This is a genomic window from Kitasatospora sp. NPDC001175, from assembly GCF_053598215.1.
The window spans coordinates 1-15,376 of record NZ_JBSFJU010000002.1 but is presented as its reverse complement, the minus strand read 5'-3'; the positions used below and the strand labels follow the sequence as shown (position 1 = coordinate 15,376).

Below are 15,376 nucleotides of genomic sequence, written 5' to 3'. Positions count from 1 at the left end.
AACTAACTGGAATTCTCACCCAAGAGGGTGTCACGATGCGGTCACAGCCGTGGGTTTCGCGTGCGACGCATGAGCAGGAAGGCACCGCCATGAAGGGCGACTCAGAGGTCATCGAGTTCCTGAACGAGCAGCTCACCGCCGAGCTGACCGCCATCAACCAGTACTTCCTGCACGCCAAGATGCAGGAGAGCTTGGGCTGGACGAAGCTCGCGAAGCACACCCGGCACGAGTCCTTCGACGAGATGAAGCACGCCGAGGTGCTCACCGACCGGATCCTCTTCCTCGACGGCCTGCCGAACTACCAGCGACTGTTCCACGTCCGGATCGGCCAGACGGTCAAGGAGATGTTCGAGGCCGACCGCCAGATCGAGGTCGAGGCCATCGACCGGCTGAAGCGCGGGATCGTGCTGATGCGGGCCAAGAACGACATCACCTCGGCCAACATCTTCGAGGACATCCTGGCCGACGAGGAGGACCACATCGACTACCTCGACACCCAGCTCGAGCTGGTGGAGAAACTCGGCGAGGCCCTCTACATCGCCCAGGTGATCGAGCAGCCCGAGTCCTGACCCGCCCGGCTGCTCAGGCCGCACGCAGCGGCTCGACCAGCCCGGTCTCCGGCTCGGCCAGTCCCAGCCTGGCGGCCAGCCGGGCGGTCGGACACGGGCGCGCGCCGTGCTCACCCAGCAGCGCCTGGATCCGCCGCACGCAGGAGCCGCAGTCGGTGCCGGCCTTGCAGCCCTTGGCTATCTGGCGCGGGGTGTTGGCCCCGCCGTCGATCTGCTGCTTGACCTCGTCCTCGGTGACCGCATGGCACATGCAGACGTACATCGCGGTCTCTCCCGGGGGTCGTGCTCATGGAACAGAGCCAAGGCTTGCCTTAGCTCACTTAGCCTCACCTTACCCAATGGACCGGGGACGAAGAAGCCCCTCCGCTCCCGGATTCACCGAAAACGGAGGGGCCTTCGTCACACTCGCCCGGTCAGTCGCCCACTCGCCTCCGGGCGCTCCGATCCGATGCCGACGCTCCTCGCTCCCGCACTCTCCCCCAGCCTCCGGCCGGGGGTGCCCCCTTCGCTCGCTTCTCGCTCGTCGCTTTCGGCATCGGCGCGCCCTTCGACTCGGGGCGGAGGGCCGGCGTCAGTTGCCGCGGTACATCTCCGCGACCAGGAACGCCAGGTCCAGCGACTGGCTGCGGTTGAGCCGCGGGTCGCAGGCCGTCTCGTAGCGCTGGTGCAGGTCGTCCACCTGGACCTCGTCACCGCCGCCGACGCACTCGGTGACGTCGTCACCGGTCAGCTCGACGTGGATGCCGCCCGGGTGGGTGCCCAGCGCGCGGTGCACCTCGAAGAAGCCCTTGACCTCGTCGAGCACGTCGTCGAAGCTGCGGGTCTTGTGGCCGGTGGCGGCCTCGAAGGTGTTGCCGTGCATCGGGTCACAGATCCAGACCACCTGGGCACCGGTCGCGGTGACCTTCTCCACCAGGGCGGGCAGGTGCTCGCGGATCCTGCCGGCGCCCATCCGGGTGATGAAGGTGAGCCGGCCCGGCTCACGCTCCGGGTCGAGCCGGTCGATCAGGGTGAGCGCCTCGTCGACCGTGGTGGTCGGACCGAGCTTCACGCCGATCGGGTTGCGGATCTTGGATGCGAACTCGATGTGCGCGTGGTCCAGCTGCCGGGTGCGCTCACCGATCCACACCATGTGGCCGGACACGTCGTACAGGTGGCCGGTCCGCGAGTCGGTACGGGTCAGCGCGGTCTCGTAGTCGAGCACCAGCGCCTCGTGCGAGGAGAAGAACTCGACCGTCTTGAACTCCTCCGGAGCCACCCCGCACGCCTTCATGAAGGCCAGCGCGTTGTCGATCTCCTTGGCCAGCCGCTCGTAGCGCTGCCCCGCGGGCGAGTTGCGGACGAAGTCCTGGTTCCAGGCGTGCACCTGGCGCAGGTCGGCGTAACCACCGGTGGTGAAGGCGCGGACCAGGTTGAGCGTCGCGGCGGAGGCGTTGTACATCCGCTTCAGGCGCTCCGGGTCCGGGATGCGGGCCTCGGGGGTGAAATCGAAGCCGTTCACCGAGTCGCCCCGGTACACCGGGAGGGTCACGCCGTCCCGGGTCTCGACGGACTTGGAACGCGGCTTGGAGTACTGGCCGGCGATCCGGCCGACCTTGACCACGGGCACCGAGGCCGCGTAGGTCAGCACCGCGGCCATCTGCAGCAGCGTCTTCAGCTTGTTGCGGATCTGGTCGGCGGACACGGCGTCGAACGCCTCGGCGCAGTCGCCGCCCTGCAGCAGGAATGCCTCACCGCGCGCGACGGCACCGAGCCGGGCGCGCAGCTGGTCACACTCGCCGGCGAAGACGAGCGGCGGATACGAGGCGAGCTCCGCAAGTACCTTGCGCAGAGCCTCTTGGTCCGGCCATTCAGGCTGCTGCGCCGCGGGAAGGGACTGCCAGCTGTGCTGGCCGGTCCCGTTTGTCTCAGTTGTCACGGTCACGGGTCAAGGCTACGGGGTCGCGCAAACGATTTGGGCACGCTGCCCGATGGATGAGACGAGATCTGGACATTCCCGGTGATCGCCATCACCTCCGGAGCCGATCCGCTACCCTCGTCCCATGACCGCGCCGCACACCCTCTGCTGGTGGTGGGCCGACCCTCCGGGTGGCCCACAGCTCGCGCGTCCCTAGACGACACGACGGCCGCCCCTCGGGGCGGCCGTCGGCGTATCGCACGAAGGCCCTCCGGGAAGAGCGGACCAGCCACCGCCCTGCCGACCACCGGAAGGAAGCCGTACCGTGCACCTCGACGACCTGCTCACCCGCCTCACCGACCCCGCCGCCCCGGCCTTCGCCCTGCTGCACCGCCGCACGCCCCGGCTGGCCCCCGACACCGTCGAGGTCCTGCTGGGCGAGGTCGGCGCGTACACGACCTTGGCCGAGCTTCCCGTGCCCTCCGGAGTGCCCGACGGCGGACCGCGCCACGACCTGCTGGCCCTCGTCCCGTACCGGCAGATCCGCGAACGGGGGTTCGAGGCCCACGACGACGGCACCCCGCTGCAGGCGGTCCGCGTCCAGGAGCAGTACGCCTTCCCGCTCGCCGAGCTGCGCCAGGCACTGCCGCAGCTGCCGGTCGCACTCTCCGACGGCGGTTTCGACGTCGACGACGCCGAGTACGCGCGGATCGTCCACCGGGTGGTCCGGGACGAGATCGGGCGCGGCGAGGGCGCCAACTTCGTGATCCGGCGCGAGTTCCGGGCGCGGCTGGAGGACTTCGGCCCGGCCCTCGCGCTCTCGCTGTTCCGGCGGCTGCTGGAGCAGGAGCGCGGTGCCTACTGGACGTACCTGGTGCACACCGGGGACCGGGTTCTGGTGGGCGCCTCGCCCGAGGTCCACGTCCGGCAGAGCGGCGGCACGGTGGTGATGAACCCGATCTCCGGCACCTACCGCTACCCGGCCGGCGGCGCCGACATCGACTCGCTGCTCGCCTTCCTGGACGATCCCAAGGAGCTGGAGGAGCTCACCATGGTGGTCGACGAGGAGCTCAAGATGATGTGCACCGTCGGCGACCTCGGCGGCCAGGTGCTCGGCCCCCGGCTGAAGGAGATGTCCCACCTCGCGCACACCGAGTACGAGCTGCGCGGACGCACCTCGCTGGACGTCCGGGAGGTGCTGCGGGAGACCATGTTCGCGGCCACCGTCACCGGCAGCCCGGTGCAGAACGCCACCCGGGTGATCCGCCGCTACGAGACCGGCGGGCGCGGCTACTACTCGGGCGCGCTGGCGCTGATCGGGCGCTCGGCCGGCGGCGCCCAGCAGCTGGACTCGCCGATCTGCATCCGCACCGCCGACATCGACCCGGCCACCGGACGGCTGCGGGTCGGAGTCGGGGCCACCCTGGTCCGCCACTCCGTGCCAGAGTCCGAGGTCGCCGAGACCCACGCCAAGGCGGCCGGGGTACTCGCCGCGATCGGCGCCCGCCCGGCCCCCGCCCGCCGCACCAGCGGCTCCGAGGGGCCCCGGCTGGCCGACGACCACCGGGTCCAGCGCGCCCTCGACGCCCGGCGCCGGGGCCTCGCCGCGTTCTGGCTGCGGATGCAGCAGCCCGCTCAGGTCACCGAGGCGCTGGAGACCCTGGTGGTGGACGGCGAGGACACCTTCACCGCGATGCTCGCCCATCTGCTCACCGCGCTCGGCCACCGGGTCACCGTCCGGCGCTTCGACACCCCCGGGCTGCGGTCGCTGGTCGCGGCCCACCCGGGGCCGCTGGTGCTCGGCCCGGGCCCGGGCGACCCGGCCGATCCCGCCGACCCCAAGATTGCGCTGCTGCGACCGATCGTCGCGGACGCACTGGCCGCCGTCCGGGCGGGCACCAGGACGGCTCCGCTGCTCGCCGTCTGCCTCAGCCACCAGCTGCTCGCCGCCGAGCTCGGGCTGCCGCTCGCCCGCAAGGCCGTCCCGTACCAGGGCGCCCAGGAGACCGTCGACCTCTTCGGCACCCGGCGGACGGTCGGCTTCTACAACACCTTCACCGCCCGCTGCACCGAGGCCGAGGCCGGCCGGCTGGCCGCCCGGGGCGTCGAGGTCGCCCGCGACCCCCGCACCGGGGACGTCCACGCCCTGCGCGGCCCCGGCTTCGCGGGCCTGCAGTTCCACCCCGAGTCGGTGCTCACCCGCGAGGGCGTGGCCATCGTCACCGACCTCCTGCGCGGCGCCCGGGAGCACGGGGAGCCGCGCGCTGAGGTGAACCCGGTCGTGTGAGCCGCACCGCCCGGGGGCTGGGGAACCGCGCGGGCGACCCGCCGCGCACTTCCCCGGGCCCCTGGCCGGTACGGTCAGATCTCGTCGTCCAGCCCCTGCTCGATCGCGTAGCGCACCAGCTCGACGCGGTTGTGCAACTGCAGCTTGCCGAGCGTGTTCTGGACGTGGTTCTGCACCGTGCGGTGCGACAGCACCAACCGGTCGGCGATCTGACGGTACGACAGTCCCTTGGCGACCAGCCGGAGCACCTCGGTCTCCCGGGCGGTCAGCTGGGGGACGGCCGAAGATGCGGCGGCCGCGGCGGGTTCGGCGGCCAGGCGGCGGAACTCGCCCAGTACCAGGCCGGCGAGCCCGGGGGTGAACACCGGGTCCCCCAGTGCCGTCCGGCGGACCGCGTCCAGCAGTTCCTCACGCCCGGCCGACTTGACCAGGTAGCCGGTGGCGCCGGACTTGACGGCCTCCAGCACGTCCGCGTGCTCACCGCTCGCGGAGAGCATCAGGATCCGCACCGACGGGTCGTACCCCAGCACCTGGCGGCAGACCTCGACACCGGACAGGCCCGGCAGGTTGAGGTCGAGGACCAGGACCTGCGGGGTGGAGGCGCGGGCCCGGCGGACCGCCTCCTCGCCGTCCCCGGCGGTGGCGACCACGGCCATACCGGCCTCGGTGAGGTCCCGGGAGACCGCGTCCCGCCACATCGGGTGGTCGTCCACCACCATGACGCGGATCTGATCGACGGTCACTCGCCCTCCCTGGGCACTCGCAGTTCCACCTCGACGCCCTCGCCGGGCACCGAGTACAGCTCGGCGGTGCCGCCGAGATCCAGCAGCCGTCCCCGGATCGACTGGGCCACCCCGAGCCGGCCGGACCGCTCGGCCTCGCCGAGCCGCCCGGCCGGGAAGCCGGGACCGTCGTCCCTGATGCTCACGGTGACGGCCTCCGGCTCGTCCTCGACCAGGATCCAGGCGCTGGCCTGCTCGCCCGCGTGGCGGTGCACGTTGTCGACGGCCGCGCCGACGGCGGCGGCCAGTTCGCCGGCCACCCGGCCGGGCAGCCGTACCGGGGTCGCCGGTGCCGCGAGGGTGACCCGGTCGTCCGCGTACGGGGCGAGCAGCGCCCGCAGGTCCGCTTCGGCGTCCGAGGACTGCCGGGGCAACGGCGCACCGGTCATCAGGGTGCGCAGCGCGCGCTCCTGCTCGCCGGCCAGCCGACTGAGGTCGCCCAGGTCGCCCTCCTGGCGCTGCACCAGCGCGAGCACCTGGAGCACCCCGTCGTGGATGTCACGGGAGAGCCGCTCGCGCTCGCGGGTGGCCGCCTCCACCTGGAGGGCCCGCACCAGGACCGCCTCGCTGGCCCGGGCGAGTTCCATCACGTAACCGACGGCGCAACCGGCCACCAGCAGCAGCACGATGTTGTGCACGTTGTCGCCGGTGAGGCCACCGTGGCCGGCGAAGTTCGCCACGCCGATCACACTGCCGGCGAAGGCCGCGGCCCGCCAGCCGCCCTTGCCCGCGAAGCCGAGGACCGTGCCCGCTGCCCAGATGGTCGGCAGGGTCAGCGCACCGGCGTGGATCCGGGCGGGGGTGTCGATGACGCCGCTCATCACGACGCCGGTGACGGTGGCGGCCAGATCGGTGGCGAGCACGTACCGGGTGCAGCGGTTCGGGTCGGCGAAGGCGCGGGTGCTGGCGAGCGTCCAGAGGGTCAGCGCGCCGAGGTAGATCCAGCCGGAGACCGGGTGGAGGTAGTGCAGGTAGGAGTGGAAGTAGCGGATGACCGCGTAGCCGAGGGCCAGGATGCGGAAGAGGGAGATGGCGCGCCAGACGGGCATCTCGACCGACATGCCGCCCGCGGTGATCGCCCTGCCGGGACCGGACGTGTGTCCGGTGCCGGGTCTGTGGTCCGCCATCTTCCCCCCTGCCGTGCTTTCTCCGCTATTCCGCGTCCTTCTCCATTTCGGCCCGGTCCTTTTCGGCCTGGGCCTTCTCGGCCTCCTGCTGGGCTTTCAGGGCTTTCTGCTCCGCCTTGCGCTCCGCCTCGGCGCGCTTCTTGTCCTCGGCGATCTGCCGCTTGGCGGCGGTCGCGTAAATGTCCACGTACTCCTGGCCGGAGAGCCGCATGATCTCGTACATCACCTCGTCGGTGACGGAACGGAGAATGAAACGGTCGTTCTCCATGCCCTGGTAGCGGGAGAAGTCGAGCGGGCGGCCGATCCGGATGCCGGGCCGGATACCGAAGTTGGGGATCACCTGGCCGGGGGGCTGCACCTTCTCGGTGTCGATCATCGCGACCGGGATCACCGGGGCGCCGGTGGCCAGCGCGACCCGGGCCAGGCCGCCGACCTTGCCGCGGTAGAGCTTGCCGTCGGGCGAGCGGGTCCCCTCGGGGTAGACGCCGAAGAGCTCGCCGCGCTCGATCACCGCGATGGCGCTGCGGATCGCCGCCTCGCCGGCGCCGCGGACGCCGGAGCGGTCCACCGGCAGCTGGCCGACGCCCTTGAAGAACGCGGCGGTGAGCCTGCCCTTGACGCCCGGCGTGGTGAAGTACTCCGCCTTGGCGATGAAGGTGACCCGGCGCTTCATCAGCGCGGGCAGGAAGAAGGAGTCCGAGAAGGAGAGGTGGTTGCTCGCGATGATCGCGGCCCCCTCCTCGGGGATGTTCTCCGCGCCCTCCATCCACGGCCGGAAGAAGATCCGCAGCAGCGGTGCGACGATCATCTTCATCAGTCGGTAGAACAACCCGGGCCTCCTGTTATACGGACCGGACGATCCTAATGCTTTCGGCCTGCGCAATGTGCACCCGCGCCGGGGCCGTAACTCGCCCGCTCGCCTCCGGACGCTCCCCCGCGGCGCGCTTCGGCTCGGGGGCCGGGCCCGCCCGGGCTGCGGGCCTGTACGGCGGCGGTGGCCGCGTGCAAGGATTCGGATCCCAGTGCTGCCCGCGAAGGAGCCCGCAGATGCCGGTGTCACCACTGCTGCCCGGTGCCGAACCGTTTCACCGGCCGGGCGGGCGGACGGGAGTACTGCTCGTGCACGGTTTCACCGGCTCCCCCCAGTCGATGCGGCCGTGGGCCGAGCGGCTGGCCGCCGCCGGGCTGACCGTCTCGGTGCCGCTGCTGCCCGGCCACGGCACCCGCTGGCAGGACATGCAGGTGACCCGCTGGGAGGACTGGTACGCCGAGGCCGACCGCGGGTTTCGCGAACTGGCCGAGCACTGCGACCGGGTGTTCGTCTGCGCGCTCTCGATGGGCGGTGCGCTCGCCCTGCGCCTGGCCGCCCAGCACGGCCCGGCCGTCGCCGGACTGGTGCTCGTCAACCCGTCCGTCCGCTCCGACAACCCCTCGAGCGTGCTGCTGCCGGTGCTGCGGCACCTGGTGCCGAGCGTTCCCGGGATCGCGGGCGACATCGCGCTCGACGGCGCCGTCGAGGTCGGCTACGACCGTACGCCGCTGCACGCCGCCTGGTCGCTGAGCCGGCTGTGGCGGACGGTGCAGGCCGACCTGCCCCGGGTACGGCAACCGGTGCTGCTGCTGCACAGCCCGCAGGACCATGTCGTCTCCCCCGCCAACTCCGCACTGGTGCTCGCCCGGATATCCTCGACCGACGTGACCGAGCTGCTCTGCGAGCGCAGCTTCCACGTGGCGACGCTGGACCACGACGCCGAGTTGATCTTCGAGGCGAGCCTCGACTTCATCCGGCGGCTGGCACCCCTGGCGACCGCCGAGGCCGTGAACCACCTGGGCTGAAGGGCTGGTTGTGCAGAAGAGGCAGTACCGATGAGCACGGCGGCGGGCGGCGACGAGGAGCTGCCACGGGACGGAGAGGCCAAGGGGGACTCCCCCAAGGAGCCGGAGGCGCCCCGACGCCCGGCGGCGGGCAGCCAGGCCGAGCAGGACGCGATCTTCGCGGCCCTGGTCGCCCAGTTCGACGACCCGGTGGACCTCACCGACCCCGACTGGCCGGAGATCGAGAACCTCCGCGCCAAGGGCGAGACCGGCGCCGGGGCGGCCACCCCGCCGGAACTGGCCGAGTTCACCCCCCAGCCGCGCCCCCGCCCGGCGGGCGGCTCGGGGCCGCGCGACTACGGCCTCGCCGAGGCGGAGGACGAGGGCCACTTCGTACAGCCCGACCCGCCGCTGCCCAAGGCGGACACCGCGGCCAAGTTCGCCTGGCTCGCGGTGCTCGGCGGCCCGGCGCTGCTGCTCTTCGACGCGCTGGTCTGGCGCGAGGTCTCCGGCTGGCCGGCCTGGGTCGGCGTCACCGCCTTCCTCGGCGGCTTCGTCACCCTGATCGCCCGGATGAAGGACCGCGACGAGGACGAGCCACCGGACCCGAACGGCGGCGCGGTCGTCTGACTCACCCCTGCGCCGGCGGTACCCGCAGGACCGCCAGCACGGGCAGGTGGTCGGTGGCCGCCAGCAGGTCGGCCGGGGCGACGCCCGGCAGACCGTGCGGGACGCCGCAGGCCAGCACCTCGATGCCCGGGGAGGCGAAGACCGCGTCGATGCGCTGGTACGGGTTCTCGGGGACCGACGTCCAGCTACCACCCCAGGGGGCGGTGGCATGGGCGTCCTGGAAGTCGGCGGCCAGGCGCCGCCAGCCCGCATCGTCCGGGTGCTCGTTGAAGTCGCCCGCGATGACGCCGAGTTCACCCGGCGAGAGCTGACCGGGGAGCAGTCCGAACTGCCGGTAGCGCTCCTCGGGGTCGAGGCTGAGGTGGCAGCTGGTCACCACCAGCGGGGCCGCGCCGCCGAGGCGTACCACGGCGGTGGCGAAGCCCCGGGCGTGCAGCCCCCGGGTCTTGGGGAGCAGCCGGTCCCTGGTCTCGGTCACCCGGACGCCGGGTCGGCCCAGCAACAGCGGTCCGGCGGCGATCCGTCCGCCCCCGGCGAGGATCACGGTGCCCGTCCGCCGGGCCAGCCAGGCCGCCTGGCCGCCGGGGCGCCAGTAACGGGGGGACTCCTGAAGGCAGATCAGGTCGGGCTCGCAGGCGCGGATCACCCGGACCAGGGCCCGGCGGTCGTCCCGCAGCGAACGGATGTTGTAGCTCAGCAGGCGGACGCGCCGACCGCCGTCGGGCTCGTCCCCGGAGGCGGGCAGCGGAGGAAGCGGCATGCCTCCATGATCGGCCACCGCCCGGGGGCGCACCAGGGGCACCCGGTCGGCGGTCCGGCGTCAGAGAACGCGAACCGCGCGAGCGGCCGCGTACGGCTGCTCGCGCGGTTCCCGCGGATTCGAGGCCCTCTCGGCGGGCCCGGCCCCAAGCGTCAGATCCGCGCCAGGTCGGCCGCACCGGCGATGCCGGCGGCGGAGCCCATCGAGGCCAGCACGACCTCGGCGCGCGGGCGGTGCACCCCGCCCGTCAGGTACTTCTCGAACGCCTTGGCGACCGGGTCGAGCAGCAGCCGGCCGGAGTCGGAGACCCCGCCGCCGAGGACGAAGACCGCCGGGTCGAAGAGTGCGGCCAGGTCGGCCATGCCCCGACCCAGCCAGTCGGCGAGCTCCTCGTAGCACTCCAGAGCGAGCGGGTCGCCCCCCTCGGCGGCCTCGGTGATGTGGATGCCGCGGATGGTCTCGGCAACCCCGTCGTTGAGGTCGAGCATCCACTTGCCCCGCACCCGGTCGGCGGCGGCGCGCTCCCGTCCGTACCGGCGCAGCGCGCGCCCGGAGCCGTACTGCTCCCAGCAGCCCTTGCCGCCGCAGCCGCAGGACAGGCCGTCCGGGACCATGTTGAGGTGACCGATCTCGCCGGCCACGCCGAAGCGGCCGCGGTGCAGGCGACCGTCCAGCACGATGCCACCGCCGATACCGGTGCCGACGGTGATCAGGACCATGTCCTCGTACGCGGCCGCGGCGCCGAAGCGGAACTCGGCCCAGGCGGCGCAGTTGGCGTCGTTCTCGACCACCGCGCGCAGGCCGGTGAGCTCCTCGATCCGGCCCCGCAGGGGCTCGTTCTCCCAGGCGATGTTCGGAGCGAAGATCACCGTGGAGCGGTCGCGGTCGACGAAGCCGGGGGCACCGACACCGACGGCGGTCACGTCCGGGTGCTGGTCCTTGAGTTCACGGACGGCCTGGGCGATGGCATCGACCGCCCACTGGGGGTCGGCAGGGGTGGGTACCCGGGTCCGGGCGAGGATCTCGCCGTTCTCGTCGACCACGCCGGCCGCGATCTTGGTGCCGCCGACATCGACGCCGATGGTCAGAGCCATGTGTCCCTCAGCTATTCACTCGTTCCCGCTGCCTCGAACGGTACCCGGACAACGGTGCTCGCGTACACCGCGCTGCATACATTATCCGAAGACATTTTCCTGGGATCTCGGCTGTGCGCTTTCAAAAGTCGTACGTTATGCCCCGGTCGGTAACGTTACGAAGCCGAGCCATCACCGGTTATGACCCGCGTTTTCACTAATTGTCCGATGGGCCGTCGAGGTCGATGCGCTCCGAGTCCGGCTGCCCGGGGGCGGACCAGCGGCGCTCGTGGCCCGAGACGGCGGCCCGGTAGGCGGCGAGCAGTTCGCCGCCCGCGGCGGCCAGGTGTCCGTACACCTCGGGGTTCTGCTCCCGCAGCCGGCTGCCGACCTCCTGGGCCTTCTCCCCCACCGCGACGGCGAACCGGCGGACCTCCTCGACCAGCGGGCCGAACTCACCGGTGAAGGGCTGGTCGGTCTTCTCCTCGGCCATCGGGCGCCTCTCTGCTGGGGCGGCCACCGCGGCCACCGTGCCCGAGACGCTACCCGATGCCCTGGGACCAGCCGGTCGGCCAGAGCGCCGGGTCCGGCGCGAAGCGGATCGAGAGCACGCCCTCGGCCATTCCGGCGCCCTGCACGGTGCAGCGGCGCAGCGCGGAGGGCAGCGGCAGGATCCGCCGGTAGCCACCCAGACCGATCACCAACTCGTCACCACGGCGGACGAGTTCCAGCTCGGAGCGGTCGGCGCCGGGCAGCACGAGACGCCAGACCAGCAGGCCCTCCTCGGCCAGCCGGTCCACGACCTGCCAGGAGGTGTCGTACGGGACCAACTCCCGCTCGCCGTACAGCTGCGCGGCCACCCCCTCCAAGGTGGGCTCGGGCCGGCGGCCCACCAGCAGCGGCAAGTCGCCGAGCTCCCGGGCCAGTTCGGCGAGCCGGTCGCGCTCACGGGCGGCCTCGGCGGCAAGCCAGGGGTCGGGCGACTCCAACACGGCGGCGGGCAGCGCACGGTGGGCGACCACGGCGTCCAATCGCTGGCCGTACAGCGCGAACCCGGCTCGGATCCGGCGCAGTTCGTCAAGGCTGTGGTGGCCGGCGTCCACCACCAGGCGGACGGAGGTGCCCGGGTGCTCCACCGCGGCACGGGCCTCGGCGAGCACGGCGGCGGCCTTGGCCCGGGCCTCGAAGAGCCAGTCGGCGGGCATCGGCACCCCGGCGACGGCCGCCAGCAGCGGACGCAGCGCGCGGGCGGCCTGGCGCTGCTCGGGCAGCAGCCGGTCGAGATAGCGGGCGAGCTGTTCGGGCAGTGCCAGGGTGGCGATCAGCTCCGCCGGGGCGGAGGCGGCGACCACCAGCACCTCGGCGTCGGCGGAGCGCAGTGCGCGCAGCAGGGCGAGCCGGCCGGTACCCGGGAGCGGGGTGAGCTCCTCGGGGTCGAGCGGGGCGGCGCCGATCAGGTCGAGCGCGGGACCGAGGCGGCCGCCGAAGCCGTCCAGCGCGGCCCGGAAGGTCTCCTGCTCGTCGACCCGGGCGACGGCGAGGTGCTCGGCGTACGGGGTGGGCAGCCCGGTGAGCCGGACGCCGAGGGCGGCGTCCAGGGTGCGGTGCGGGTCGTCGGCGGCGAGCAGCAGGGTGCGCCGGCCCTGGCCGGCGGCGTGCAGGGCGGTGGCCGCGGCGATCAGTGCCGAGCCGTCTCCGCTGACCAGGATCGTCCGCACCGCCGCCGCCTCAGTCCTCGACGCGCTTCTTCAGTCCGGCGAGCGCCCGGTCGATGATGACCTTCTCCGCCTTGCGCTTGATCATGCCGAGCATCGGGATCTTGACATCCACGGCGAGCTGGTAGGTGACCTCGGTGCCGCCCCTGACCGGAGCCAGGGTGTAGGAGCCGTCCAGGGCGCGCAGCATCTGGCTCTTGACCAGCGTCCAGGACACCTCGCGGTCGTCGTCCCAGGTGTAGGCGAGGACGTGCTCGTCGCGGATCGCCCCGGCGTCGAGCAGCAGGCGGACCTGGGTGGCGCGGCCGTCCTCGGCGCTCTCCAGGACCTCGATCTCCTTGACCTCTCCGGTCCACGCCGGGTAGGCGGCGAAGTCCGCGATCACGGCCATCACCTCGGCCGGGGTCGCGGCGATGGTGATGCTCGACCTGGTGTGTTCCGCCATGGAACGGTCCTCCGCGTCTCTTCCGATGTGCGCCCAGGGCAGGTTATCGCGCCGTACCGGCGCTCCTGCGCCGCGGGGCTCCGGGCCGGCCGCACGGATCCCGGCTACCGGCGGGTCACATCGACGCTGTCGTATGGTGCGTGTCGAAACCTCCCGGTTCGCCCGCGGCAGCGGACCGGATCCCGCCAGACCTGGCCGAACGGTGTGACTCTCGGAACAACCGGACCGACACCCCTGGTCGAATCCACATACCGGGCAGTAACGTCCTGCCGTCCCGCAGCGTCGCAGACGAGGAGCAGTCTTGCTCGAGTTCAGCCTTCCGGCCCGATACCAGGTACCGAGTACCGGTAACCTCGCCGACCTCGTCCACCAGAACGCCGAGCGGCATCCGGGCGTGGCAGTGATCAGCCGTAAGGTCGAGGGCCGGTGGGCCGATCTGACGGCCGTGCAGTTCCTCGCCGAGGTGCACAGCGCCGCCAAGGGCCTGATCGCCTCCGGCGTGCAGCCGGGCGACCGGGTCGCCGTCATGTCCCGCACCCGGTACGAGTGGACGCTGCTGGACTTCGCGATCTGGACCGCGGGCGCGATCACCGTGCCGGTCTACGAGACCTCCTCCGCCGAGCAGGTGGAGTGGATCCTCGGCGATTCCGGGGCCGTCGCCGTGATCACCGAGACCGACGGCCACGCGGCCGTGGTGGACGGCATCCGCGAGCGGCTGCCGGAGCTGAAGCACACCTGGCAGATCGAGACGGGCGCCATCGCCGCGCTCGCCGAGGCCGGTGCCGGGGTCGACGACGACACCGTCACCGAGCGCCGCACCGTCGCGAACGCCGACTCGATCGCCACCATCGTCTACACCTCGGGCACCACCGGGCGTCCCAAGGGCTGCCAGCTGACGCACGCCAACTTCCTCGCCGAGCTGGGCAATGTGACGGCCCGTCTGACGCCGCTGTTCCGGACCGGCGACGCCTCGGTGCTGCTCTTCCTCCCGCTGGCGCACGTACTGGGCCGGATCGCCGAGATCGCCGCCGCCATCGCGCCGATCAAGATCGGCCACGTCTCCGACATCAGGGACGTCACCAATGAGCTGGCCTCCTTCCGCCCGACCCTGATCCTGGGCGTGCCCCGGGTCTTCGAGAAGGTGTACAACACCGCGCGGACCAAGGCGCAGGCCGAGGGCAAGGGCAAGATCTTCGACCAGGCCGCCGACACCGCCATCGCCTACAGCCGGGCGCTGGACCAGGGCGGCCCGGGCCTGATCCTCAGACTCAAGCACGCGCTCTTCGACAAGCTGGTCTACAGCAAGCTGCGCGCCGCGCTCGGCGGCCGGGCCACCCACGCCATCTCCGGCGGCGCCCCGCTCGGCGAGCGGCTCGGCCACTTCTACCGGGGCATCGGCTTCACCGTCCTGGAGGGCTACGGCCTGACCGAGACCTGCGCGGCCACCGCCTTCAACCCGCACGACAAGCCGAAGATCGGTACGGTCGGCCAGCCGCTGCCCGGTTCCTCGGTCAGGATCGCCGAGGACGGCGAGGTGCTGCTCAAGGGCCCGCAGGTGTTCACCGGCTACTGGAACAACCCGGCCGCCACCGCCGAGGCCCTGCGCGAGGGCTGGTTCGCCACCGGCGACCTCGGCTCCCTGGACGACGAGGGCTACCTCACCATCACCGGCCGGAAGAAGGAGATCATCGTCACCGCGGGCGGCAAGAACGTCGCCCCCGCCGTGATCGAGGACCGGATCCGCGCCCACGCCCTGATCGGCGAGGTGATGGTGGTCGGCGACCGCAAGCCCTTCATCTCCTGTCTGATCACCGTCGACGAGGACTTCTTCCCCAAGTGGAAGGAGCTCAACGGCAAGCCCGCCGAGGCCACCCTCGCCGAGCTCCGCGAGGACCCCGACCTGCTGGCGGCCGTCCAGTCTGCCGTGGACGACGGCAACCTGGCCGTCTCGCACGCCGAGGCCGTGAAGAAGTTCCGCATCCTCGACACCGTCTTCTCCGAGGCCAGCGGCTACCTGACCCCCTCGCTCAAGCTGAAGCGCAACGTCGTCCTCAAGGACTTCGCCGCCGACGTCGAGGCCCTCTACCAGCGCTGAGAGAGCGCCCCCGGGGGCGGCGGGGAGGCTGCCGCACCCCAGGCGCACTCGGCTGAGCGGACAGGGGCATGCCCCTTGCTCCCGGAGGTGACTTTCGGCGCGTCCAGCACGGGCACGGCGGCGAGGTCACCGTGCAGTTGATCTCGGCACGACTCCGGTGAGACCGCGCAAGCACGGCCGA

Annotated in this window: 15 protein-coding genes; 5 read left to right on the top strand and 10 right to left on the bottom strand. The window is 72.1% G+C overall.

Going from position 1 to position 15,376, the window contains the following annotated elements:
• The first annotated feature begins 89 nt into the window (after positions 1-89).
• Positions 90-569 (top strand): bacterioferritin, encoded by a 480-nt coding sequence (bfr, locus tag ACWDAK_RS02010; protein WP_344634104.1) that lies wholly within the window; start codon positions 90-92, stop codon positions 567-569.
• Positions 570-582: 13 nt separating this feature from the next.
• Here bfr and ACWDAK_RS02005 read toward each other — a convergent pair whose 3' ends face one another.
• A complete protein-coding gene (locus ACWDAK_RS02005) occupies positions 583-831 on the bottom strand; it encodes a (2Fe-2S)-binding protein (protein WP_344634105.1) in 249 nt (82 codons plus the stop codon).
• Between the two features lie 309 nt (positions 832-1,140).
• A complete protein-coding gene (locus ACWDAK_RS02000; protein ID WP_425557508.1) occupies positions 1,141-2,487 on the bottom strand; it encodes a class II 3-deoxy-7-phosphoheptulonate synthase in 1,347 nt (448 codons plus the stop codon).
• 304 nt (positions 2,488-2,791) lie between these two features.
• On the opposite strand from ACWDAK_RS02000, the gene ACWDAK_RS01995 reads away from it, so the two are divergent.
• Positions 2,792-4,753 (top strand): anthranilate synthase family protein, encoded by a 1,962-nt coding sequence (locus ACWDAK_RS01995; protein WP_427393204.1) that lies wholly within the window; start codon positions 2,792-2,794, stop codon positions 4,751-4,753.
• Between the two features lie 74 nt (positions 4,754-4,827).
• Here the strand turns inward: ACWDAK_RS01995 and ACWDAK_RS01990 are convergent, their stop codons facing one another.
• From ACWDAK_RS01990 to ACWDAK_RS01980, 3 genes are read right to left on the bottom strand one after another with little or no spacing between them, the layout of a single operon-like run.
• Positions 4,828-5,472 (bottom strand): response regulator transcription factor, encoded by a 645-nt coding sequence (locus tag ACWDAK_RS01990; RefSeq protein ID WP_344634400.1) that lies wholly within the window; start codon positions 5,470-5,472, stop codon positions 4,828-4,830.
• Positions 5,473-5,492: 20 nt separating this feature from the next.
• On the bottom strand, positions 5,493-6,662 hold the full coding sequence (gene macS, locus ACWDAK_RS01985) for a MacS family sensor histidine kinase (RefSeq protein WP_344634108.1): 1,170 nt from the start codon (positions 6,660-6,662) through the stop codon (positions 5,493-5,495).
• Positions 6,663-6,687: 25 nt separating this feature from the next.
• The gene (locus ACWDAK_RS01980) at positions 6,688-7,476 is read right to left on the bottom strand and encodes a lysophospholipid acyltransferase family protein (protein WP_427393211.1); all 789 of its coding nucleotides are present in this window, start codon (positions 7,474-7,476) and stop codon (positions 6,688-6,690) included.
• A 233-nt stretch (positions 7,477-7,709) separates the two neighbouring features.
• Here ACWDAK_RS01980 and ACWDAK_RS01975 point away from each other — a divergent pair, with 233 nt between their 5' ends.
• Both ACWDAK_RS01975 and ACWDAK_RS01970 read left to right on the top strand, forming a co-directional pair.
• Positions 7,710-8,498: an alpha/beta hydrolase gene (locus tag ACWDAK_RS01975; protein ID WP_344634109.1), complete on the top strand. Its 789-nt coding sequence runs from the start codon at positions 7,710-7,712 to the stop codon at positions 8,496-8,498.
• 30 nt (positions 8,499-8,528) lie between these two features.
• Positions 8,529-9,107 carry a hypothetical protein gene (locus tag ACWDAK_RS01970; RefSeq protein WP_427393205.1) on the top strand — a complete coding sequence of 193 codons (579 nt, stop codon included), beginning with the start codon at positions 8,529-8,531 and terminating at the stop codon, positions 9,105-9,107.
• A gap of 1 nt (position 9,108) precedes the next feature.
• Here ACWDAK_RS01970 and ACWDAK_RS01965 read toward each other — a convergent pair whose 3' ends face one another.
• The 5 genes from ACWDAK_RS01965 to ACWDAK_RS01945 all read right to left on the bottom strand — a co-directional run bounded on the left by ACWDAK_RS01965 (position 9,109) and on the right by ACWDAK_RS01945 (position 13,100).
• Entirely contained in the window at positions 9,109-9,867 is a 759-nt protein-coding gene (locus ACWDAK_RS01965; protein ID WP_344634111.1) for an endonuclease/exonuclease/phosphatase family protein, read from the bottom strand.
• A 152-nt stretch (positions 9,868-10,019) separates the two neighbouring features.
• A complete protein-coding gene (locus ACWDAK_RS01960) occupies positions 10,020-10,961 on the bottom strand; it encodes an ROK family glucokinase (RefSeq protein ID WP_344634112.1) in 942 nt (313 codons plus the stop codon).
• A 196-nt stretch (positions 10,962-11,157) separates the two neighbouring features.
• The gene (locus tag ACWDAK_RS01955; RefSeq protein ID WP_344634113.1) at positions 11,158-11,460 is read right to left on the bottom strand and encodes a DUF5304 family protein; all 303 of its coding nucleotides are present in this window, start codon (positions 11,458-11,460) and stop codon (positions 11,158-11,160) included.
• A gap of 22 nt (positions 11,461-11,482) precedes the next feature.
• Positions 11,483-12,658: an ArsA family ATPase gene (locus ACWDAK_RS01950; protein ID WP_427393206.1), complete on the bottom strand. Its 1,176-nt coding sequence runs from the start codon at positions 12,656-12,658 to the stop codon at positions 11,483-11,485.
• A 10-nt stretch (positions 12,659-12,668) separates the two neighbouring features.
• Complete coding sequence (locus tag ACWDAK_RS01945) at positions 12,669-13,100, bottom strand: SRPBCC family protein (protein ID WP_427393207.1); 432 nt, start codon at positions 13,098-13,100, stop codon at positions 12,669-12,671.
• 301 nt (positions 13,101-13,401) lie between these two features.
• Between ACWDAK_RS01945 and ACWDAK_RS01940 the strand changes: the two genes are divergently transcribed.
• Entirely contained in the window at positions 13,402-15,195 is a 1,794-nt protein-coding gene (locus ACWDAK_RS01940) for an AMP-dependent synthetase/ligase (protein WP_344634116.1), read from the top strand.
• Positions 15,196-15,376 lie beyond the last annotated feature (181 nt).